Below are 21482 nucleotides of genomic sequence, written 5' to 3'. Positions count from 1 at the left end.
TGCTTTCCGTTATCGACAATTCGTCATCAAAGTGAGCGCATCCGTTCAAGGAACCCGTCAATCTGGGCCCGCAGATCACCACTTTGACGACCAAGATTGTCTGCCGAAACATGCACATCGGTCGCCGCATTGTTGGTTTCACCAACGGCAGTAGACACACCTTGCATCGCAGACGAGATTTCTTCGGTCCCGGCCGCGGCCTGTTCAACATTTTGCGAAATCTCGCTGGTGGCGACGGTTTGTTCTTCAACGGCGGCTGCAACTGCGGCGGCCCGTTCGCTGATTTCGGCAATCATGGTAACGATCTCGTCGATTGAACTGACGGCAAGCCCGGTTGCCTGCTGAATATCGTTGATCTGAACTGTAATGTCCTCGGTTGCCTTGGCGGTTTGATTGGCAAGATTTTTGACCTCGCTTGCCACCACGGCAAAACCCTTGCCTGCGTCACCGGCACGGGCCGCCTCGATGGTCGCATTCAACGCCAACAGGTTGGTCTGACCGGCGATATCACTGATCAGGCCGATCACTTCACCGATCTTGATGGCAGAGTCATTCAGACCCTGAATGTTGCTATTGGTTGATCGCGCGCGCTCGGTCGCCGATTGCGCCATTGACGAGGTTTCACTGACCTGTCCGGAAATCTCGTTGATCGACGCGGCCAGTTCGGTTGCCGCCGTTGCAACAAGCTGCACATTCGATGATGCTTCTTCTGCCCCGGACGAAACAGCCATGGATTGATCCGCGGCAGTATCCGCACTGGCGCGCAATATACCCGACACCTGATGAAGTTGTTTGACCGCTGTGGCGACATCGGCCATCACAGCAACAACCGCCCGGTCAAATTCCTGGATATATTGTTCCTGGGTTTCCATACGCTTGCGACGCTTGGCATCTTCGGCCTTTTGGGCAGCTTCAAGCTTGACGCGTTCGATCCCGTTTTCACGGAAGACAAGAACCGCACGCCCCATTTCCCCGATTTCGTCGGCACGGTTAACTTCGTTGATATCAACATCAAAGTCGTTATCCGCAAGGCGGGTCATTTTCGACGTCAAACCGCCAATTGCACGAACAATTGCGCGCGACAGAACAAAGGACAAGCCAAGCAAGGCGATGATACCGATCACAAAGATCGAAACCGTTACCGTCAGGCTTGTTTTGGCGATTTGATCGGCTTTTTGCTTTTCTGCCGCGGCAAGATCGGCAATCGATGTGCTTAGCGCATCAAGGACCGGCTCTGCCTCGGCATAATAATCAGACAGCAAGCCTAGTTCGGCGTTCCGTTTCAGGATGTTATCGGCCAGCGCCTTGAAGTCACTGACATAGGATTGCATCAGTTTGCTGATATTCTGCTGTTCGGCAGCAGGAATAGAAGATGCCGCCAATGCAGGACCAAATTCGGCAAGACGCTGATCAATCCGGTCAACATATTTGGCATCTTCGCGGGCAAGGAAATCTTTTTCATGCCTGCGCATCATCAACATGATCACAGTCAGGTTGTCAGCCTTGTATTTATCAAGTGCCTGTTCAACGTTGTGAACCGATCCGCGCAATCTGCCCAGAAGGCCGTTTTCTTCGTTCAGTCCGATTTCCCGTTGAAGTGCGACGATCGCGCCAAACTCGGCAGCATAGTTTGCAAAGGCCGCCTTGATTGCGGCAAGCTGATCATCAAAGGCCCCAAGTTCGGGATCATCTTCGAGTTCTTGCAGTCCCTCATTCACCCGTATGACGACTTCGGCATGCTGAGTAACGTATTTCTCATCAAGCCTGAGCAGGAAATCCTTTTCCCGACGGCGGGCATGAAGAAAGTCACGCGATACTGCATCTGCGATCAGGCGGTCATCCATTGCCTCCTGCGCGGCCATCTGGGCCGATTGCCGTTGCTGGTCTGCGACAAACTGGACCACACCGACCACAGCAAAGATCACAAGCGCGACTGCGCCGATTAACGAGATTTGATAAAGAAGCCTCATCCGGGAAAGGAAATTCATAACACCCCCCAATCTTCGAAAACTATACCTTTGTATCATATATGATCTTAGGTATAGAATTTCATCTTCCTAGTCCGATTGGGAACGGATTTCCCCAATTCGATATAGGTTGGGTCTGTGGATGAAATTTCATCATGTCACTTATGTTACAATTTTATGACATATTAAAATTACGCATTCGAGACCGTACCATTTTGCACACCGCATACATCTCCATGCAGGTTTGATCGGGTAATGTGCGTTTTGCCTGTTTCTTTCTGCGGCTGGCGAACTATGTTGGTGGTTCGTGAAGGCTGTTACGGCTTGTCGTTAACGCCCGTCACGCATTCGGCAGACAAAACAGGACGAACATCACCCATGGGCATCGCATGAGTATCTGGGGCAAAATTATTGGCGGAGCCGCAGGTTTTGCCTTGGGCGGACCGCTTGGCGCAATTCTCGGCGCGACCGCCGGCCATGTCGTTGACAAGATCAAAAGTGCTGCAAATGGTGGCCCGCAACTGGGCGGGCATGATCCGCGGCAGGTTGCCTTTGCCACCGGGGTGATTGTCCTTGCAGCAAAGATGGCCAAGGTTGATGGCCATGTCAGTCGCGATGAAATCAATGCCTTCAAGCGCGTATTTCATATCCCGCCGGGCGAGGAAAAGAATGTCGGGCGTATCTTTGATATGGCGCGGTCATCTTCGGACGGGTTTGAAATCTATGCCCGTCAGATTGCCACGATGTTCCGTGGCGAGCGCGCACTGCTTGAAGGCATTCTCGAAGCCCTTTACCAAATCGCGCTTGCCGATGGTGAATTGCATCCGGCCGAAAAGGATTTCCTGAAAAAGGTCGCCCATATCTTTGGCTTTGCCGATGTCGACTTTGACCGCGTTCATCATGCCTATACGGCGTCCAATGGACCCGACCCGTATGAACAGCTTGGTGCAAGTCGCGATGCAAGTGATGACGAACTGAAATCCGCACATCGCAAATTGTCACGCGAAAACCATCCCGATACTTTGATGGCCAAAGGCATGCCGCCTGAATTTATCGAACAGGCCAATGACAAAATGGCCCGGATCAATGCCGCCTGGGATCAAATCCGCAAGGAACGCGGTATCCGCTGATCGCAAAACGGCGGAACGCAATGACAGACAGATGATTTCCCTTGCAACGGCATCCAAATTGCTGTTTGCAGGGAACCTGTCACAGTGACCAATTTTCTGAACTCAAGCTTATCGGTTTTCCCATGGCGCCACCGCTGATCAATATTAATGACATTCGCCTGACATTTGGCGGCAATGATCTGTTTTCCGATGTGTCATTTGCCATTGCCGAACGTGACCGTCTGTGTCTGGTCGGCCGTAACGGCGGCGGGAAATCCACCCTTCTGAAAATCATCACCGGCGAAATCGAAGCCGACGGCGGCGAACGGTTTGTTCAGCCCGGCTGCAAGGTGGCTTACCTTAATCAGGAACCGAAATTTGACGGCTATGACACGGTCGAGGATTTCGTACTTGCCGCCTTGGATGAGCATGAACAGGAATATGCCTATCGTTCCGATATGCTTCTGGCATCGGTTGATATTGACCCCAAAGCCGATCCCAAACAGCTTTCGGGCGGCGAAGGCCGTCGTGCAGCAATCGCCCGCGCATTGATTGCCGACCCGCAGGTGCTGTTGCTGGACGAGCCGACCAACCATCTTGATCTTCCGACCATTGAATGGCTTGAAGGCGAGATCAAGAATTTCCGCGGCGCTGTCGTGGTGATTTCGCACGACCGTGCATTCTTGAATGCAGTTTCGAATGGGGTTCTTTGGCTTGATCGCGGTGTCATGCATCAGGGTGCAATCAACTTTGCCAAGTTCGAAGAATGGTCCGAGGAAATCTATCGCAAGGAAGCAGAGGAACGCGCCAAACTTGATAAGCTGATTGCACAGGAAACCGTTTGGTCCGTGCAGGGCATTTCCGCCCGCCGCAAACGTAACCAGGGCCGTCTGCGCCGTCTGTATGACATGCGCGAACAGCGTTCCAATCAGGTTGACCGGATCGGCAATGTATCACTTGCCGCAGAGGCAGGCGAAACATCGGGCAAGGTCGTGATCGAGGCCACCGAGATCGCCAAGTCGTTCGGGGATCGCCAGATCATTGCCGATTTCTCGACCCGCATCCTGCGTGGCGACAAGGTTGGCATCATCGGCCCGAACGGCGCGGGTAAAACCACTCTGCTTAAAATGCTGACCGGGCAACTTAACCCCGACAGCGGCACGATCAAGATCGGCACCAACCTTAATCCCAGCTATTTTGATCAGAAGCGTATCGCGCTTGATGATGACAAAACGCTTTGGGATACCCTGTGTGATGTTGGCGGTGACCAGGTAATGGTTCGCGGCAACCCGCGCCATGTGGTCAGCTATTTGCGCGACTTCCTGTTTGACGAAAAACAGGCCAGAAGCCCCGTTGGTGCCCTTTCGGGTGGTGAACGCAACCGTTTGCTATTGGCGAAAATGCTGGCAAAGCCGACCAACCTTCTGATCATGGACGAACCGACCAACGATCTGGATATGGATACGCTCGACCTTTTGCAGGAAATGCTGGACGACTATGAAGGCACCCTTCTTCTGGTCAGCCACGATCGTGACTTCCTTGATCGCGTTGTGACGTCTTCTATTGTTATGGAAGGCGATGGAACGGCCGTTGAATATGCGGGCGGTTATTCCGATTACATTGCCCAGCGCAAACTTTCGCGCGCTGATACCGGCAAGGAAGACAAGTCCGCCGCAAAACAGGCCAAGAAACCGGCCACAGCTGCAACACCAAGCGCACCGGCAAAACCAAAGGCATCTTCGAAGCTGAGCTATAAGGATCAGCGCGAATACGACAATCTGCCAACTGCGATGGCCAAGCTGGAAGACGAGATCAAGACGCTTGAAGTCGCCCTTTCAGACAGCAGTCTGTTCACCAAGGACCCGACCGGCTTCCAGAAAAAGGTCGACCGCCTTGATGACGCCCGAAGCGAGCTTGAAGCATCCGAAGAACGCTGGCTTGAACTTGAAATGCTGCGCGAGGAACTCGGTCAGGCGTAACGCCTGACCGCACTTCACCGGATCAAACCACACATCATTCCAAACCCGTCGCTTTACCAATAAGGCGCGTTGGGTCACACTTGCCTGCAAACTGTTGTGGTCTGGATTGAGAAGAACTCAATTGTCGTTTGCCCGTAAACAGATAACAAAGGGCAATACCTTCAACGCACACGATTATGTTTTACTCTTATTGAAAGCCCAACCCATGCCCCTGAATGCAATGCTTATGGCCCTGTCTGTTGCCATCATCTGGGGCATCAACATGCTGACGGTGAAAGGTGCGGTTTCTGAAATCCCGCCCTTTATGCTTACCGCCATCCGCTTTGGCGCGGTTGCCATTCTGCTGATCCCGTTCACCCGCATGCCGCGCGGACGCATGGGACGGCTTGCCATCATTTCCGTTACGTTTGGCAGCCTGCATTTCGGGGTTCTGTTCTTTGCACTTTCAATGATCGATGCCGGGCCGGTGGCGATTATCGTGCTGCTGGGCGTGCCGTTTTCATCGATGCTTGCCACATATTTCTTTAATGATCGTCTTGGGTGGAAACGGCTTTCGGGGATGTCACTTGCCTTTGTCGGCGTGACCATCATGTTCTGGGACCCGACCATGACGGACCTGCAATTGCCGCTGTTACTTGTGGTGTTTGCGGCCTTCATGTGGGCGGTTGCCAATGTCATGATCAAGAAACTTGGCGATATTGGCACATTCCAGCTGAATGGCTGGATGGCGTTGTTTGCGACCCCGCAACTGTTGCTTTTGTCGATCATTCTTGAACCGGGTTCTTTTCAGGCAGTCATTGATGCCAGCTGGGTTGCATGGGCAAACCTGACCTTTACGGTCTTGATGTCCTCTATCGTGGCTTATGGCTTCTGGTATCACCTGCTTAAGACACAGGACGTCAATTCGGTTGTGCCCTGGTCCCTGCTTGCCCCGGTGATCAGTGTTCTGGGATCGTTTGTCGTCTTTGACGAAGCGTTTTCGATGCTTAAGATCATTGGCGGTATTGTGGTTCTGTGCGGTGTCACTGTGATCATGCTGCGCAAACCCGTTCAGCGCAAAACCCAAGGGATGGACTAAGCCAGATGGCCGGTGCGAAAACCAACATCGACATGCCGATCAATATCCTTTCGCACCCTTCCCCCAATTTCGGGCCACGCCCGGATGGCTGCCCGGTTGATATCCTTGTCCTGCATTATACAGGAATGCCAACCGGCCAAGCCGCCCTTGATCGACTGTGCGATCCGCAAAGTTCGGTTTCCAGTCATTATCTGATCGAGGAAGACGGACGCATTTTCAAACTGGTCGACGAGGACAAACGCGCATGGCATGCCGGGCGCGGATGTTGGCAGGATTGCACGGATATCAATTCCCGCTCCATCGGGATTGAAATTGTTAATCCCGGCCATGAATTTGGTTATCGCGCCTTTCCCGATGCGCAAATCGCATCGGTTGTCGCACTTTGTCAGGATATCCTTGCCCGCCACGATATCCCGGCCAACCGGATCATCGCCCATTCCGATATGGCCCCGGATCGCAAGGAAGATCCGGGCGAACTGTTCCCCTGGCAATATCTTGCGCAGAACGGGATTGGAATCTGGCCTGATGCGGGGGAGGATCTTGCAGTTGATCCGAACCGCTTTGATGAATTGCTGGATCAAATCGGCTATGGCTGGCCGGCCGAGAACAGTGACGACACAGGTCATGAAGACTATCGCACGAAACGCGTGATCGCCTTTCAGCGACGCTGGCGCTCGAAAGACATTTCAGGTGTCATTGATGGGCAATGCATGGCGATTGCCGCTGCCCTTGCCAAGGTGATTGGCGGCTAGTTGCCTGAAGTCACAGAATGCCCCTTCGCTTTTTCTTGACGTTCTGATCGATGTAACCTACATCCGCACCACCAGATGGCCGGATGGCCGCCCTTGTTGCTTGCAACGGGGGAGGAAAGTCCGGGCTCCACGGAGACACGGTGCCAGATAACGTCTGGCGGGGGCGACCCTAGGGAAAGTGCCACAGAAAGCAAACCACCGACACAGCGTAAGCCTGTCGGAAAGGGTGAAAGGGTGCGGTAAGAGCGCACCGGTCCTTCAGCAATGCGGGACGCATGGTAAACCCCACCGGGAGCAAAACCTAATAGGAATGGTCGGCCGGGTGCTTCGGCATTGTCGGCAGGTGTGTTTTCGCACCATCATTCGGGTTGGTTGCAGGAGGCGTTCGGCGACGGGCGTCCCAGATGAATGGCCATCCAGTGCGGCTTGCCGCATGGACAGAACCCGGCTTACAGGCCATCTGGTCTTATTTTCCAAATAGAAAAGGCGATGACATTGTGCTGTCACCGCCTTTGGACCATCTTACAAATCAGTGCAGATTGGCTGCTACTCAGCCCTTTTCCGCAATGGATTGCGTGAAATATTTGTCCGCTTCTTCCTGGGTCCCAACATCGAAATCAGCCGAAGTCTGATCCTTGATCATCTTGCCAAGGGTCGGAAGTGTTTTGCGTTCAATCTGGATGCTCGGATCCCAAAGTTTGGAGCGCATCAGCGATTTTGCACAATGCAGGAAGGCTTCCTCGACCGTGATCTTGATCGCGGTAATGGGTGCCTTGCCGGTATCGGCAAACAGATCAAGCAAAGCCGGGTCGGTACTGATTTCTGCATGACCATTAAGGCGCAGGGTCTCGTTCACGCCTGGCACAAAGAACAGCATCCCGACCTTGGGGTTATCAACGATGTTCGACAACGTATCGACACGGTTATTGCCCGGACGATCCGGCATGACGATGGTTTTGTCATCAACAACCTTGATGAAACCCGGCCCGTCGCCGCGCGGGCTGACATCGGCATCCCCATTGGCATCCGCCGATGAAATGACCGCAAAAGGCGCCAGTTCAATGAAATGCTTGCAATGCGGGTCCAGTCGCGACAGGCATTTGTCAACGGCAAGGCCCATCGGCTCCCCGTAAACGGCACGAAGCTTTTCCTGGGTATCGATTTTGGTATCGGAAGACGTCATTGGCAGGCACCTTATGCGGGAATCACGGGCCGAAGGTGCGTCACTTGAGAACGCAAGTCAATCGCTGATCGCCGTTAAGATGCTGATCCAATGATCTGATCAACGGTTTTGACCGTCGCGAACTCGCCATTCAGGCTGGCAAGGGCGACATCATGAACAAGCTCGGCCGCAAAAACACGCCCATCGGGAAGGTTGCGATCAAAGGTCGCACAGGCATCTGCGGCAATCGTCGCATCAAATCCCAGATTACCAGCCATACGCGTAGTGGTATTCACGCAATGATCGGTTGTGATCCCGCACAAAACAAGACGGGCAATGCCCTGTGCGCGCAGATCGGCTTCCAGACTGGTGCCGATAAAGCCCGAATTGACATTCTTGCCGTAGACCACCTCACCCTCAATCGGCGCAAGCGCAGGCTTAAAGGCATTCCCCGGATGATCGGGATGCAATCGCGATTGTGGTTCGGTCGAGTTGTGTTTGACATGAAAAACCGGCTGACCAATTGCCCGCCAATGTTTCAAAAGCCGTTCACCATTGACCTCGGCATCGGGGTTATTGCGGTTCCCCCAATAGTCGAGATCATCAAATCCTTGTTGCCAGTCAATCAGGATCAGGGCGGTGCGGGTCATGGGTGGGGCTCCGTTGAATTTGGGGTGTCAGGCATTTGGTTTCGATGCGCGCCAATTTACCAAAATTCTGCCTGGCTAAAATGACAAACAGCCCACCGATTTCGCCAAATGATCAGAGCCAGCCTTTGCGTTTGAAGTACCAAAGCGGCAAAACAGCCGAAAGGATCATCAAGCCGATAGCCACCGGATAACCGAACTCCCATCCCAGTTCGGGCATGAATTCGAAGTTCATGCCATAGATACTGGCGATAAGGGTCGGCGGCAGGAAGGCCGCGGCCGCCACAGAGAAAATCTTGATGATATTGTTCTGTTCAAGACTGATCATGCCAAGGGTCGCATCCAGCAGGAAGGTGACCTTGTTGGCGATGAAGTTTGCATGTTCGGTAATCGACACGATATCGCGTGAAATCACCTTAAGCCGTGCCTTGGCATCCTTTTTAAGCCGCGTCTGGGTCGACAGGAACAATCCAAGACGATGCAGGTTCAACAAGCTGTCCTTGGCCTTGCCCGACAGGTTTCCGGTGCGGCCAATCTGACGCAGGGTTTCGCGGTGATCCTGATCCGATCCCGGCCCTTCGGGGCTTGCGAAGACCTGATTGGACAGGTTTTCAAGATCGGTTGCCGTTTGCTCCATCAAGTCGGCAAGGCGATCAACAATCTGTTCAAGCAGCCCAAACATCACAGCTTCGGCAGTGTTTGCCAGCGACGGGCTTTTCTTGACGCGGCGGATAAATGTCTTGAACGGCACCGGATCGGCATAACGCAAAGTGATCAGGGTTTTCTTGACCAGAATAAAGGTTACGGCGGTCGTTTGCGGCACGTCGGTTGTCGCCCGGGTCAGGACAGATACCGTCATGAAAAGCGCACCGTCCTCGTCATACAAACGCGATGACAGTTCGATTTCCTGCATTTCTTCACGCGTCGGCACTTCGATCCCGAAGCGTTTTTCAATGTCGTGAATTTCATCCGCCGTCGGTGACAGCAAGTCAATCCAGACCGGAACACGCGCGGGCTTTTGCGGTTCTGCTTTTACGACCACAGGCACAGGATTGCCTGCCTCGGCAACGGCATCAGAGGGTTCCGTATCCTGTACACCAACCTTGTCTGTTGCGGCGTTCTCGGCTGCCGCCCCATCATCTGCACTTGCCCGAAGCGGGGCAAAAAACTCGTTGGTATCCATAGAACCTCTCTATCCTCGCGGGCTTGCCGTTTGATACGGATGCCAGATTATTGCTTTGCTGTCATATGATGTTTCAACGGCAATGCCGTTGCCAGTCAGAATGGCAGAACTGTCTGGAATGAAAACGGATCAATGTCGGGATTGGTTCCGCGTTTTTCGTCAAAAGCCAAACGAACCTGTTCGAGAAACTCGTCCTTGCTGATCATCTGGTCCTTGTTGGTATCATATGTGGGGAACAACAATTCCAGACGACGGCTTTCGGTTCGCAGACGTTGCCGATTGGCATCTGCGTTGCCCGGTAACAGCTCGACCGCAGAAAATTCGCGGATCACCAGAACACCGTCACCATTGATGTCACGCCGGCGGAACATCCAGCTTGAATAGGATGCGGCTTCATCCGCGCTGATTCGGCCATCCTGATTGATATCGACCGGGTGATATTGATCACGATACAGTTTGACCTGTTCGGGAACACCCGACGGCACAGCCCCCGCCCCACCATTGGCATTTGCATTTTTTTCGGCAAGGGCCTTGGCAATGGCTTCGTTCAGTCCGGGAACGCTGGTCGTCCCGTTTCCTGCATTCCCCGCCACCCCGGCGGCACCATCAAGCCCGCCAAGACCAGACAACCCGCCCAGCCCGAATTGCGACATCAATTCCGGATTATTTTGAAGCTGCTGCATGATCAGGGGCAAAAGTTCGCGCATCTGCGGCGATGAGACCTCGGGCGAGTTTGACGTCCCGCCCGCCTTATCAAGGGTCAGTCCTTGCGCATGCGCATACCCGTTCCCGGAAAAACTGAAACCGGGAACAGCAACATCAGCCACAATCACATAACCCATTAACAGAATGGCAGCTTTTATCCGCAACAATCACATCCTTCGTCTTGCTGACGCAGCCGTGCGCCAGACATCCCCACCGACAATGTCGTGACGACATTTTGCAGGAGTTTGCCCGCGCATCAAACCCGATTGGGAGCCAAATCGCAAATTGTCTTCTTGTGCCCATCACATTCCATATTTCGCAACAGACCATGAAAACCCAAAACCGGGTGTCAAAATGGTCTGCCCATGGGTTCCCATGGAACCGAATTGGGATTTTATGGGCAGAAGCCGGATAAAGCCGTGATTCCACGTGTTTTTGAGTAATTTCAGACTTGTCGTATGTAGCGCAGAATCCGCAGAAACACACCAAATCGTCACATTTTGCCCCATCAAATCCCATTGACCCCCATCATTTCCCATGGTACCCCATAAGCAGGCATATTTTCTGTGCCATGCGGGGCATATCCATTTCAAACATCAGCCAGCCATCCAGCCGATCGCGATTGACGGTGTTTTGAAATCGGAATTTTTGATCAGGGGAATGGCGAAGTGCTGTTCACAGGGACGCACATTCACAAGCTGGACCGGAAGGGGCGCGTATCCGTCCCCAAGCGGTTCCGTGCGGCCCTTGAACTGGAAGAATTCGCCGGTATCTACCTCTATCAATCCCACAAGGAATCTGCGCTTGAAGGCTGTAGCCACAGCCACATGGAACGCATCGCCGCATCGCTGGACGAACTTGATATGTTCTCTGACGAGGCCGATGACCTTGCAGATACCATCCTTGGCTCCTCGCATATGCTTCCTTATGACGGCGAAGGTCGTATCATTCTGCCCGCTGAATTGATCGAATTTGCCCGTATCGAAGATCAGGTCGCCTTTGTCGGCCGTGGTCGCACCTTCCGCCTGTGGAACCCGGACATCTTCAAGCCCCTGCAAGAAGCCAGCCGGACCCGCACGCTTAACCGTGGTGCGACGCTCAAGCTCAAACCGATGACGGAACTCCCCAAAGGTGCACGTCCCGGCACCATGAACGAGGAGGACGCATCATGAGCGACAAGGACATCAGTTTCGCCACCGAAGACCGTCCACACAAACCGGTCCTGCTTCGCGAGGTGCTTGAAGCCCTTGCACCGCAAGACGGGGAAATCATGGTCGATGGCACATTTGGCGCAGGCGGTTATTCCCGCGCCATTCTTGATTCAGCGAAATGCGAGCTTTATGGCATCGACCGCGACCCGAGTGCGGTTGCAACCGGCCAGAAACTTGAAGCCGAATATGACGGCCGTTTCCATATGGTCGAAGGATGCTTTGGCGATATGGGTCGTTTGATCCCCGCAGCGGGCCCCGATCAGGTCGATGGTATCGTTCTGGATATCGGTGTCTCGTCTATGCAGCTTGATCAGGCTGATCGCGGTTTTTCATTCCGCGAGGATGGCCCGCTTGATATGCGCATGTCGATGTCAGGTCCCACCGCGGCCGATTTCGTCAATACCGCCGAAGAAGAAGACATTGCCAATGTCATCTATCGCTATGGCGAGGAACGTGCATCGCGCAAGGTTGCCCGCAAGATCATCGAAATGCGTGCAGAAGAACCGTTTACGACAACATCACAGCTTGCCCGTGCTGTGCGCTCGGTCGTGCGCAAATCCAAGGACGGTATCGACCCGGCCACCCGGACATTCCAGGCATTGCGCATTTATGTGAATGACGAGCTTGGCGAACTTGAACGTGCGATGGATGCCGCCGAAACGCTGTTAAAGCCGGGCGGACGTTTGGTGGTTGTTACCTTCCACTCGCTCGAAGATCGCCTGGTCAAAACATTCATGAAGGCGCGTTCGGGCGATCCCAAGAAAATGTCGCGCCGCCTGCCCGGCGAGCCGGAGGTCGCAACCCCGACTTTTACGACGCTTACCCGCAAGGCGGTAACCGGACAGAAAGACGAAATTCGCGCCAACCCGCGTGCGCGTTCGGCCAAGCTGCGTGCTGTTGCCCGCAATGACCAACCTGCCAACAAGCAGGGAGGCCGCGCATGACCCGGGCTGTTACCATTATCGGTCTGCTTATGACCATTCTGATTGGTGCAGGCACCTATTGGGTCAGCCACGAGGTCGAACGTCTTGAAAAACGTTACGGCGAAATCCAGTCGGACATTCTGGCCGAACAGGAAAGCATTCACGTGCTTGAAGCGGAATGGAGCTATCTGAACAATCCGGAACGGATTGAACGGCTGTCCAAGGAATATCTGAGCCTTGCGCAGATCGAAGTGCTTCAGATGGCAAGCATCGACGATCTGCCTTCAGACTCTGACATGCACCAGTATCGCATCAACAAGTTTGGCGAAGCAGTTGCCTTCATGCCGACCCCGCGCGCCCGTCCGGGTGAACGTGCCTATGCCGAAGCGGCAGAAAGCATGATCATTGACGCGCCATCCGTCGCAGAGACCGGGGGTGTGCAATGAGCCTGACACGGTTTTCCTACTGGCTGCGCGGTGATCGCCCGGAACTGGGCCCGGATCAGCGTGAACGTCTGGCACTTGAAACCGCGCGCAACCGTATTTTCATCACCGGTGCAATGTTCATCATCGGCTTTTGCTGGATCACCTATGGTCTGGTTGATGCATCGATCCTGCGTCAAGGTGCGGAACCGGCATTGGCATCGGGCACCGATACGCGCGAACTTAAAACAGAACGCGCAGATATCATTGACCGCAATGGCATGTTGCTGGCGACCGATCTTCCGACCAATTCGCTGTATGCCGATGCCCGCGTGGTCAAGGATCCGGTTGAGTCAGCCGATCAGCTTTTGACCGTCCTGCCCGATCTGGATCGCGATACCCTGATCCGGCATCTGAGCTCGCAAAAGGCATTTGTCTGGCTGCGCCGCAACCTGACGCCGGAACAGCAATATGAAGTCAACTCGCTTGGCATTCCGGGTCTGAATTTCCAGCGCGAAGAACGCCGTGTTTATCCACACGGGCGTTTGTTCTCGCATGTGCTTGGCTTTACCGACATCGACAATAACGGCATTGCTGGCGCCGAACGCGAATTCGATAACGAACTTCGCATCAATAACGGCCCGCTTCAGCTCTCGCTTGATACCCGTGTCCAGTTCGCACTTGAAGAAGAAGTCGAAAAGGCCATGGAAACCTATGACGCAGTCGGTGCGACCGGCCTTGTCATGGATGTTTATACTGGCGAAGTGCTGGGCATGACGTCGCTTCCGAACTTTGATCCGCACCGCCCCGGTCAGGCACCGGCAGATGCGCGGTTTAACCGTTCGACCCTTGGCGTTTATGAAATGGGATCGGTGTTCAAGCTGTTTAACACAGCCATTGCGCTTGAAACCGGCACCTCGACCATGAATTCGGTTTATGACGCGACGGAACCGCTTCGCGTTGCGCGCTTTGCCATTCGTGATTATCGCGGCGAGAACCGCTGGCTGACCGTGCCGGAAATTATCGTGCACAGCTCCAATATCGGTTCTGCGCGCATGGCAATGGCCTTTGGCGGCGAGACACAGCAACGCTACCTCAGAAAGCTTGGCATGCTCGACAAACCCGAGATCGAGCTTCCCGAAGTTGGCGGCCCGCTTGTCCCAAGCCCCTGGCGCGAGATCAACACCATGACGATTTCGTTCGGGCATGGTTTGGCTGTGACCCCGCTTCAGGTCGTCAATGGAATTTCCACCGTCGTAAATGGCGGTATTCGCCGTCCGTCCACGATCCTTAAACAGGATGGTGCACCGGCGGGTGAACGTGTGTTTTCCCAGAAGACTTCGGATCAACTCCGTCGCCTGATGCGACTGGTTGTAACCGAAGGTTCGGGCAAAAAAGCCGAAGTTGCAGGCTACTTCCTTGGCGGGAAGACCGGCACTTCGGAAAAACTTGTGAACGGGCGCTATGTCAAGAACGCCCGCATGTCGACCTTTGTCGCCGCCTTCCCGATGCAGGACCCGAAATATGTGGTTCTGGTGACGCTAGACGAGCCCAAAGGCACCAAAGAAACGTATGGATTTGCCACAGCAGGCTGGGTGTCCGCCCCTGCGGTTGGCAAGGTTGTGACACGTATTGCTCCCCTTTTGGGCATTGAACCGGCGAATGCGAAGGCGCCGGAGATCGAGCAAGCGCTGCATATAGATCTTCGCAAGGGGGAACGCAAACTTGCGTCTTTCTGAGCTCATGGCAGGTGATCAAGCGGCATTGAAACATGCCGAAGGACAGGACCCGAACATTACGGGCCTGACAGCAGACTCACGCACTGTAAAGGATGGCTATATGTTTGCCGCCCTGTCCGGTGCGCGCGACGATGGTTCCAAATACATTGCTGATGCGATCAAGCTTGGCGCGGCTGCAATCCTTGCAAAGGATGGCACCCCCAAACCGACGGCCGCAACAGTTCCCCTGATCCCGGTTGAAAATCCGCGCAAACGCTATGCGCAGCTTGCCGCCCGTTTTTACGGCCAGCAGCCTGCAAACATTGCTGCGATTACCGGGACCAACGGCAAGACATCGACCGCGATCTTCACCGAACAGCTTTGGACGATCCTTGGCAATATGTCAGGTTCGATCGGCACCCTTGGCATTCGGGCCGCTGGCGCAAAAATTCCCGGATCACTGACCACGCCGGACCCGGTCGCCCTGCATCAAAGCCTTGATGAAATGTGTGGCATCGGTGTTACCCACGTCGCGATGGAGGCAAGCTCGCACGGGCTTGATCAGTATCGCCTGGACGGGGTCAAGGTAACGGTTGCCGCCTTTACCAACCTGTCGCGTGATCACCTTGATTATCACGGCACTGTTGAAAAATACTTCGCCGCCAAGGCGCGCCTGTTCTCCGAACTTCTGGTCGCCGATGGTACTGCGGTGTTGAACGCCGATGTCGAACAGTTCGCATATCTTAAAAAGATGTGTGAAAAGCGCGGCGTGAATGTTCTTTCCTATGGTCAGAACGCCGACGACATCAAACTTGTTAAAGCCACACCGGATAGCACCGGCACCAAGATCACCCTTCTGGCCAACAAAGGCGAATACAGTGTTCACCTGCCCCTTATGGGCAGCTTCCAGGTGATGAACGCGCTTGCCGCACTGGCCATCGTTGTCGCCTCGGGTGCCGATCTTGATCAGGCGGTTCTTGGCCTTGAAAAACTTGAAGGTGTACGCGGCCGTCTTGAGATGGTTGGCAAGACCAGCTTTGGCGCACCCGTATTTGTCGATTACGCCCACACGCCGGACGCCCTTGAAACCGTCATCAAGGCCGTTCGCCCGCATTGCAAAGGCCGCATCGTTTGTGTATTTGGTGCTGGCGGCGACCGCGACACCGGCAAACGCCCGCTGATGGGCGAAGTGGTCGATCAGTTTGCAGATATCGCCATCATCACCGATGACAACCCGCGCAGCGAAGATCCGGCCCTTATTCGTGCTGCGATCAAGGCAAAGTGCGAGGGTGCTGTCGAGATCGGCGACCGCGCAGAAGCCATCAAACGCGGCATTGGCATCCTGCAACGCAACGATGTCCTTATTATCGCCGGAAAAGGCCATGAAAGAGGCCAAATTATCGGTGATACGGTCCTTCCGTTTGATGATGCAGCTGTTGCCCGCAGCATCCTTGCTGGTGGCAACTGACCAGAATTTCCGTTACGGCACGCTGGCCGTGACGGGCTATGCGAAATGAAAGTGACGTTATGACGAAGGCTGTTTTATGGACGGCAAAGGATGCCGAAACCGCAACCGGTGGCAAAACGACAGGTGACTGGTCGGTAACCGGTATCTCGATTGACAGCCGAAAAGTCAGCAAAGGCGATCTTTTCATCGCCCTTAAGGGACCGAATTTTGACGGTCATAAATTTGCGCAGGCGTCTCTTGATGCCGGGGCAAATGCCGTTATGGTTTCCGATACCACTGGCATCACCGACACCGATAAGGTTCTTCTGGTTGATGACACCCTTGATGCGCTGGTGCGTCTTGGTCTTGCCGGACGTGCGCGCAGCAAGGCGAAAATCGTTGCCATTACCGGCAGTGTCGGCAAAACCGGCACCAAGGAAGCCCTTAAATACGTTCTGTCCCAACAGGGCAAAACCCATGCCAGCCCGGCCAGCTTCAACAATCACTGGGGGGTGCCGATCAGCCTGGCAACCCTGCCGGTCGATGCGGAATATGGCGTTTTTGAAATCGGCATGAACCATCCGGGCGAAATCAGCCCGCTTGTCAAAATGGTCAAGCCGTCGGTTGCCCTGATCACCACCGTGGTTGGCGCCCATACCGAATTCTTCAAGGACGAAGCCGAAATTGCCATGGCCAAGGCCGAGATTTTTGACGGGCTTGAAAGTGACGGCGTTGTGGTCCTGAACCGCGACAACATGCATTACTTTGCGCTTGCGCGTCGTGCCAAGGAACTCGGACTGAACAATATCAAGTGCTTTGGCACCGATGCGATGGCCAATTACCGCCTGTTCGAAGCCAACATTGTTACCGATGGCAGTGCTGTGCGCGCCCGTGTCGGTGGTCGTGATCTTGAATATTTCATTGGTTGCCCGGGTGAACACTGGGTTTTGAATTCGCTTGCGGTTCTGGGATGTGTTGACGCGATTGGCGCCGATCTGGTTCGCGCGGCACAGGACCTTGCCGATGTGACCCCGCCCGCCGGTCGCGGTGAAATCCTGACCATCAAGGTTCCGTCTGGTGATGGTACATTTACCCTGATTGATGATGCCTATAACGCCAACCCGACATCAATGATGGCCGGGATCAAGGTTCTGGCGCAAAGCAAACCGGCCGAAGGTGGCCGCAAGATTGCCGTTGTCGGTGACATGCGCGAACTGGGCGACGATGCCGTTCGCCTGCATGCCGATCTTCATCATCCGCTGACCGCGATGGAAATTGACCGGGTTTACTGTGTCGGGCCCCTGATGGCCGAACTGGACAAGACCCTGCCAGCCGAGCGCAATGCAGGTCACTTTACCACCGCCGAAGACGCGATTGAGCCGATCAAGGCCGATTTGCGTGCCGGTGACGTGGTTTTGATCAAAGGATCGCTTGGCATTTACGTTTCGAAAATTGTATCGGCCCTAAAATCCTGTGGCGTGGTGGATCAATCCACAACCGTACAGCATTAAGTCGCAGAAGGAACGACCAGAGCAATGCTCTATAATCTGCTTTATCAACTGTCTGATCAGATGCCGGTATTGAACCTGTTTCGGTACATTACCTTCCGAACCGGCGGCGCGATCATCACATCGCTGGTCCTTGCCTTTGTGCTGGGTCCGTCCCTGATCAACTGGTTGCGTTCCAAGCAAAGCGAAGGACAACCGATCCGCGAAGATGGCCCTGAAAGCCACCTTTTGACCAAAAAAGGCACGCCGACCATGGGCGGCCTTTTGCTGTTGCTGTCCACGACGATTGCCACTCTTCTGTGGGCCGATTTGACCAACGCCTATGTCTGGGCGGTTTTGCTGGTCACCATCGGATATGGCTTCCTGGGCTTCCTTGACGACTATCTTAAAGTTTCAAAGAAAAACACCAAGGGCCTCCCGGGCAAGCTCAAACTGTTGGGGCAATTTTCGATTGCCGCCCTTGCTGCATGGTGGATTTCTTATAATACCGCCGATCCGCTTTCGACCGCACTTGCCTTCCCGTTCTTCAAGAATTTCCTGCTGGATCTGGGGTGGTTCTTTGTTCCGTTTGCCATGTTTGTCATGGTTGGCGCATCAAATTCGGTCAACCTGACGGATGGTCTTGATGGTCTTGCGATTGTCCCGGTGATGATTGCGGCTGCAAGTTTTGCACTGATCACGTATCTGATCGGTAACGTTCAGTTTGCCGAATATCTTCAGGTCCATTATGTCGCCGGATCGGGCGAGCTTACCATCTTCCTTGGGGCCCTTGTCGGGGCTGGTCTTGGATTCTTGTGGTACAACGCCCCGCCTGCGATGGTGTTTATGGGCGACACCGGATCACTTGCCCTTGGTGGTGCCTTGGGCGCGGTTTCGGTTGTGACCAAGCATGAACTTGTTCTGGCGATTATCGGCGGTCTGTTTGTTCTGGAAACCCTGTCTGTGATCATTCAGGTCGGGTCGTTCAAACTGACCGGCAAGCGCGTGTTCCGCATGGCCCCGCTTCATCACCATTTCGAGAAAAAAGGCTGGCAGGAACCGACCATCGTGATCCGGTTCTGGATCATCGCGGTTATTCTGGCCCTTGTTGGTCTTGCCACTCTGAAACTTCGGTAAGGACGCCCCATCGTGATTGATCTTTCGCATCTGCGCGGCAAAACCATTGCGGTCCTGGGCCTCGGAAAATCGGGCCTTGCCAGCGTAAAGGCATTGATCAATTCCGGTGCCATAGTCTGGGCGTGGGATGATAATCCCGCCGGTCGCGAACAGATCGAACCACTGGGCCTTGCCCCGATCAATCTTGCGGAATGTGACTGGACGGAACCCGATATGCTGGTCATCAGCCCGGGCATTCCGTCCACCTTCCCGACCCCGCATCCGGCGGCTGAAAAGGCACGCCGCGCAGGAAAACCGATCATTTGTGATGTCGAACTGCTGTGCACCGCACAGCCCGATGTTCCGACATTGGCAATCACCGGCACCAATGGCAAATCGACAACCACCGCTCTGACTGCCCACATCATTGCGCAGGCCGGGATCAAAACCCAGGCGGGTGGCAATCTTGGCAATGCGGCCCTTGGGCTTGAACCATCCACGGTCGACGATTGCCTTGTTCTTGAATTGTCATCTTATCAGCTTGATCTTCTTGAACATGCGGCCTTTGATGCCTGTGCCCTTTTGAACATCACCCCGGATCATCTGGACCGTCATGGCGGGATGGATGGATATATCGGGGCGAAGCGCCAAATCTTTGCCCGCAACAAGGGCCCGAAATGGGCGATCATTTCCGTGGATGATGAACCTTGCGCCAAGATGGCGGTTGAACTTGCCCGTGAAGGCGGACGTCACATCATCGAAGTATCCGTCAAATCCACGGTCGATCACGGCATCTTTGTCGATGAAAACGGCTGGCTGATTGATGACCTTACGGGTGCCAAAACGCAGATCCTTGATCTTGCGACCGTTACCCACATGCCGGGCAAACATAACTGGCAGAACATTGCCTTTGCCTATGGCCTGTGCCGGGCACGCGGCGTTGATGCCACCCGCATCATTGACGGGATCATGACATTTCCGGGTCTTGCCCATCGTCAGGAACGGTTGGGCAGCATTGGTAACGTCATTTTTGTCAATGACAGCAAGGCCACCAATGCCGAAGCATCGGCAAAGGCGCTTTCGGCCTATCAGAACATTCACTGGATCGTTGGCGGCAAACCCAAGGAAGGCGGCATCGCCGGACTTGAAGAATTTTATCCCAACATCAAGAAGGCCTACCTGATCGGCGAGGCAGAAGATGCCTTTGCCCTGACCCTTGGTAACGACCTGCCCTGGGAAAAATGCAAAACCCTTGATGTCGCGACAAAGGCCGCCTTGAAGGATGCCCTTTCCGGTGGCGAAGAAACGGCTGTTGTCATGCTCACCCCGGCCTGCGCATCCTTTGATCAGTTCAAAAGCTTTGAAGCACGCGGCGATGCTTTCCGCGATCTGTATTCCCAACTGGCCGATGCCAATACAGCCGGGAAGGTAGGCGCATGAAGTCGATTTTTGGCAATAACAGCAACATCGCCTTTTCACGTGCCGATACGTCCGTTCTGGGTATCTGGTGGTGGACGGTTGATCGCTGGTTGCTGGCCGCTATCATTTTGTTGATGGGCATTGGTGCCCTTTTGGTCATGTCGGCCAGTCCGCCCGTGGCCGACCGCATCAATGTCGACAGCTTCCACTTCGTGACCCGTCAGTTCATCTTCCTTGGCATGGCAGTCGCGTGCATGTTTGGCATTTCACTTTTGCCGGTGAAATGGGTCCGGCGACTGGCATCCATCATGTTTTTGGGGGTGATTTTCCTTTTGATCATCACACCCTTTATCGGATCGGACATCAAGGGTGCGGTGCGCTGGATCAATGTTGCGGGTATCAACCTGCAACCCTCGGAATTCCTGAAACCGGCCTTTGCGGTCGTTGTGGCATGGATGTTTGCCGAAGGTCGGCTTAACCCGAATTTCCCCGGCTATATCGTCAGCTGCCTGATGCTGGCAGTCTGTATTTTCCTTTTGATGATCCAGCCGGATTTTGGCCAGACCGTTGTTGTCACATCCATCTGGTCGGTTCAGATTTTCCTGGCCGGGCTTCCGATCATTCTGGTGTTCTGCCTTGGTTTGGGCGCGGTTGGCCTTGCAGTCAGCGCCTATCTGATCCTGCCGCACGTTCAGTCACGCGTGGACCGTTTCCTTGATCCGGCATCTGGTGACAACTATCAGATCGAACGATCGATGGAAGCCTTCATGAGCGGCGGCATCATGGGCCGCGGCCCCGGTGAAGGCTGGGTCAAGAATTCCATCCCCGATGCGCATTCCGACTTTATCTTTGCCGTCGCCGGTGAAGAATTCGGCTTGCTGTTCTGCGTGCTGGTGGTCGGTGTCTTTACCTTTATCATCATGCGCGGCCTTTCGCGTCTGATGGGGGAACGCAACCTGTTTGTGGTTCTGGCTGTGACCGGTATTCTGGTTCAGTTCGGCTTGCAGGCGGTCATTAACATGGCATCGACCCTGCAACTTGTCCCGCCAAAGGGCATGACCTTGCCGTTCGTTTCCTATGGCGGCTCGGCAACCATTGGCATTGCGATTGGCATGGGCTTTGTCCTTGCCCTGACCCGCAAACGGCCGGGCGAGTAA

General features: G+C 54.5%; 18 protein-coding genes and 1 other RNA gene. 14 read left to right on the top strand and 5 right to left on the bottom strand.

What is annotated here, in order from left to right; all coding sequences use genetic code 11:
• Positions 1-26: 26 nt before the first annotated feature.
• A complete protein-coding gene (locus tag TH19_RS05670) occupies positions 27-1988 on the bottom strand; it encodes a methyl-accepting chemotaxis protein (RefSeq protein WP_114101372.1) in 1962 nt (653 codons plus the stop codon).
• Between the two features lie 368 nt (positions 1989-2356).
• On the opposite strand from TH19_RS05670, the gene TH19_RS05665 reads away from it, so the two are divergent.
• The 5 genes from TH19_RS05665 (at position 2357) to rnpB (ending at position 7353) form a co-directional block, all read left to right on the top strand.
• Entirely contained in the window at positions 2357-3097 is a 741-nt protein-coding gene (locus TH19_RS05665) for a TerB family tellurite resistance protein (protein ID WP_114101371.1), read from the top strand.
• Positions 3098-3219: 122 nt separating this feature from the next.
• On the top strand, positions 3220-5055 hold the full coding sequence (locus TH19_RS05660) for an ATP-binding cassette domain-containing protein (protein WP_114101370.1): 1836 nt from the start codon (positions 3220-3222) through the stop codon (positions 5053-5055).
• Between the two features lie 205 nt (positions 5056-5260).
• Positions 5261-6133 (top strand): DMT family transporter, encoded by an 873-nt coding sequence (locus tag TH19_RS05655; protein ID WP_114101369.1) that lies wholly within the window; start codon positions 5261-5263, stop codon positions 6131-6133.
• 5 nt (positions 6134-6138) lie between these two features.
• Positions 6139-6885 carry an N-acetylmuramoyl-L-alanine amidase gene (locus tag TH19_RS05650; protein ID WP_114101368.1) on the top strand — a complete coding sequence of 249 codons (747 nt, stop codon included), beginning with the start codon at positions 6139-6141 and terminating at the stop codon, positions 6883-6885.
• Between the two features lie 71 nt (positions 6886-6956).
• Positions 6957-7353, top strand: an RNA gene (gene rnpB / locus TH19_RS05645) — RNase P RNA component class A.
• Between the two features lie 82 nt (positions 7354-7435).
• Here rnpB and TH19_RS05640 read toward each other — a convergent pair.
• The 4 genes from TH19_RS05640 to TH19_RS05625 form a co-directional block, all read right to left on the bottom strand.
• On the bottom strand, positions 7436-8068 hold the full coding sequence (locus TH19_RS05640) for a pyridoxamine 5'-phosphate oxidase family protein (protein WP_114101367.1): 633 nt from the start codon (positions 8066-8068) through the stop codon (positions 7436-7438).
• Positions 8069-8142: 74 nt separating this feature from the next.
• The gene (locus tag TH19_RS05635) at positions 8143-8697 is read right to left on the bottom strand and encodes a cysteine hydrolase family protein (RefSeq protein WP_114101366.1); all 555 of its coding nucleotides are present in this window, start codon (positions 8695-8697) and stop codon (positions 8143-8145) included.
• 112 nt (positions 8698-8809) lie between these two features.
• Positions 8810-9877 (bottom strand): magnesium/cobalt transporter CorA, encoded by a 1068-nt coding sequence (gene corA, locus TH19_RS05630; RefSeq protein WP_114101365.1) that lies wholly within the window; start codon positions 9875-9877, stop codon positions 8810-8812.
• A gap of 95 nt (positions 9878-9972) precedes the next feature.
• On the bottom strand, positions 9973-10746 hold the full coding sequence (locus TH19_RS05625; protein WP_258547838.1) for an EF-hand domain-containing protein: 774 nt from the start codon (positions 10744-10746) through the stop codon (positions 9973-9975).
• 504 nt (positions 10747-11250) lie between these two features.
• On the opposite strand from TH19_RS05625, the gene TH19_RS05620 reads away from it, so the two are divergent.
• Genes TH19_RS05620 through ftsW form a run of 9 tightly spaced genes read left to right on the top strand, consistent with a single transcriptional unit; the run spans position 11251 to position 21482 of the window.
• The gene (locus tag TH19_RS05620; protein WP_114101363.1) at positions 11251-11754 is read left to right on the top strand and encodes a division/cell wall cluster transcriptional repressor MraZ; all 504 of its coding nucleotides are present in this window, start codon (positions 11251-11253) and stop codon (positions 11752-11754) included.
• Positions 11751-12737 (top strand): 16S rRNA (cytosine(1402)-N(4))-methyltransferase RsmH, encoded by a 987-nt coding sequence (gene rsmH, locus TH19_RS05615; protein WP_114101362.1) that lies wholly within the window; start codon positions 11751-11753, stop codon positions 12735-12737. The genes TH19_RS05620 and rsmH overlap by 4 nt, the downstream gene beginning before the upstream one ends.
• Entirely contained in the window at positions 12734-13162 is a 429-nt protein-coding gene (gene ftsL, locus TH19_RS05610) for a cell division protein FtsL (protein WP_114101361.1), read from the top strand. The genes rsmH and ftsL overlap by 4 nt, the downstream gene beginning before the upstream one ends.
• On the top strand, positions 13159-14877 hold the full coding sequence (locus tag TH19_RS05605) for a peptidoglycan D,D-transpeptidase FtsI family protein (protein WP_114101360.1): 1719 nt from the start codon (positions 13159-13161) through the stop codon (positions 14875-14877). The genes ftsL and TH19_RS05605 overlap by 4 nt, the downstream gene beginning before the upstream one ends.
• Complete coding sequence (locus tag TH19_RS05600; RefSeq protein ID WP_114101359.1) at positions 14864-16324, top strand: UDP-N-acetylmuramoyl-L-alanyl-D-glutamate--2,6-diaminopimelate ligase; 1461 nt, start codon at positions 14864-14866, stop codon at positions 16322-16324. The genes TH19_RS05605 and TH19_RS05600 overlap by 14 nt, the downstream gene beginning before the upstream one ends.
• 59 nt (positions 16325-16383) lie before the next feature.
• Positions 16384-17814 (top strand): UDP-N-acetylmuramoyl-tripeptide--D-alanyl-D-alanine ligase, encoded by a 1431-nt coding sequence (locus TH19_RS05595; RefSeq protein WP_114101547.1) that lies wholly within the window; start codon positions 16384-16386, stop codon positions 17812-17814.
• Positions 17815-17838: 24 nt separating this feature from the next.
• The gene (gene mraY / locus TH19_RS05590) at positions 17839-18927 is read left to right on the top strand and encodes a phospho-N-acetylmuramoyl-pentapeptide-transferase (protein ID WP_114101358.1); all 1089 of its coding nucleotides are present in this window, start codon (positions 17839-17841) and stop codon (positions 18925-18927) included.
• A 12-nt stretch (positions 18928-18939) separates the two neighbouring features.
• Positions 18940-20346, top strand: coding sequence for a UDP-N-acetylmuramoyl-L-alanine--D-glutamate ligase (gene murD / locus TH19_RS05585; protein WP_114101357.1), 1407 nt, complete (start codon positions 18940-18942; stop codon positions 20344-20346).
• A complete protein-coding gene (gene ftsW / locus TH19_RS05580) occupies positions 20343-21482 on the top strand; it encodes a putative lipid II flippase FtsW (RefSeq protein WP_114101356.1) in 1140 nt (379 codons plus the stop codon). Before murD ends, ftsW begins: the two co-directional genes overlap by 4 nt.

Origin of the sequence: Thalassospira profundimaris (genome assembly GCF_003326675.1) — a bacterium.
Lineage (GTDB): Bacteria > Pseudomonadota > Alphaproteobacteria > Rhodospirillales > Thalassospiraceae > Thalassospira > Thalassospira aquimaris.
Note: the sequence above shows the minus strand (reverse complement) of the source record. Positions and strands in the feature narration are given on the sequence as shown.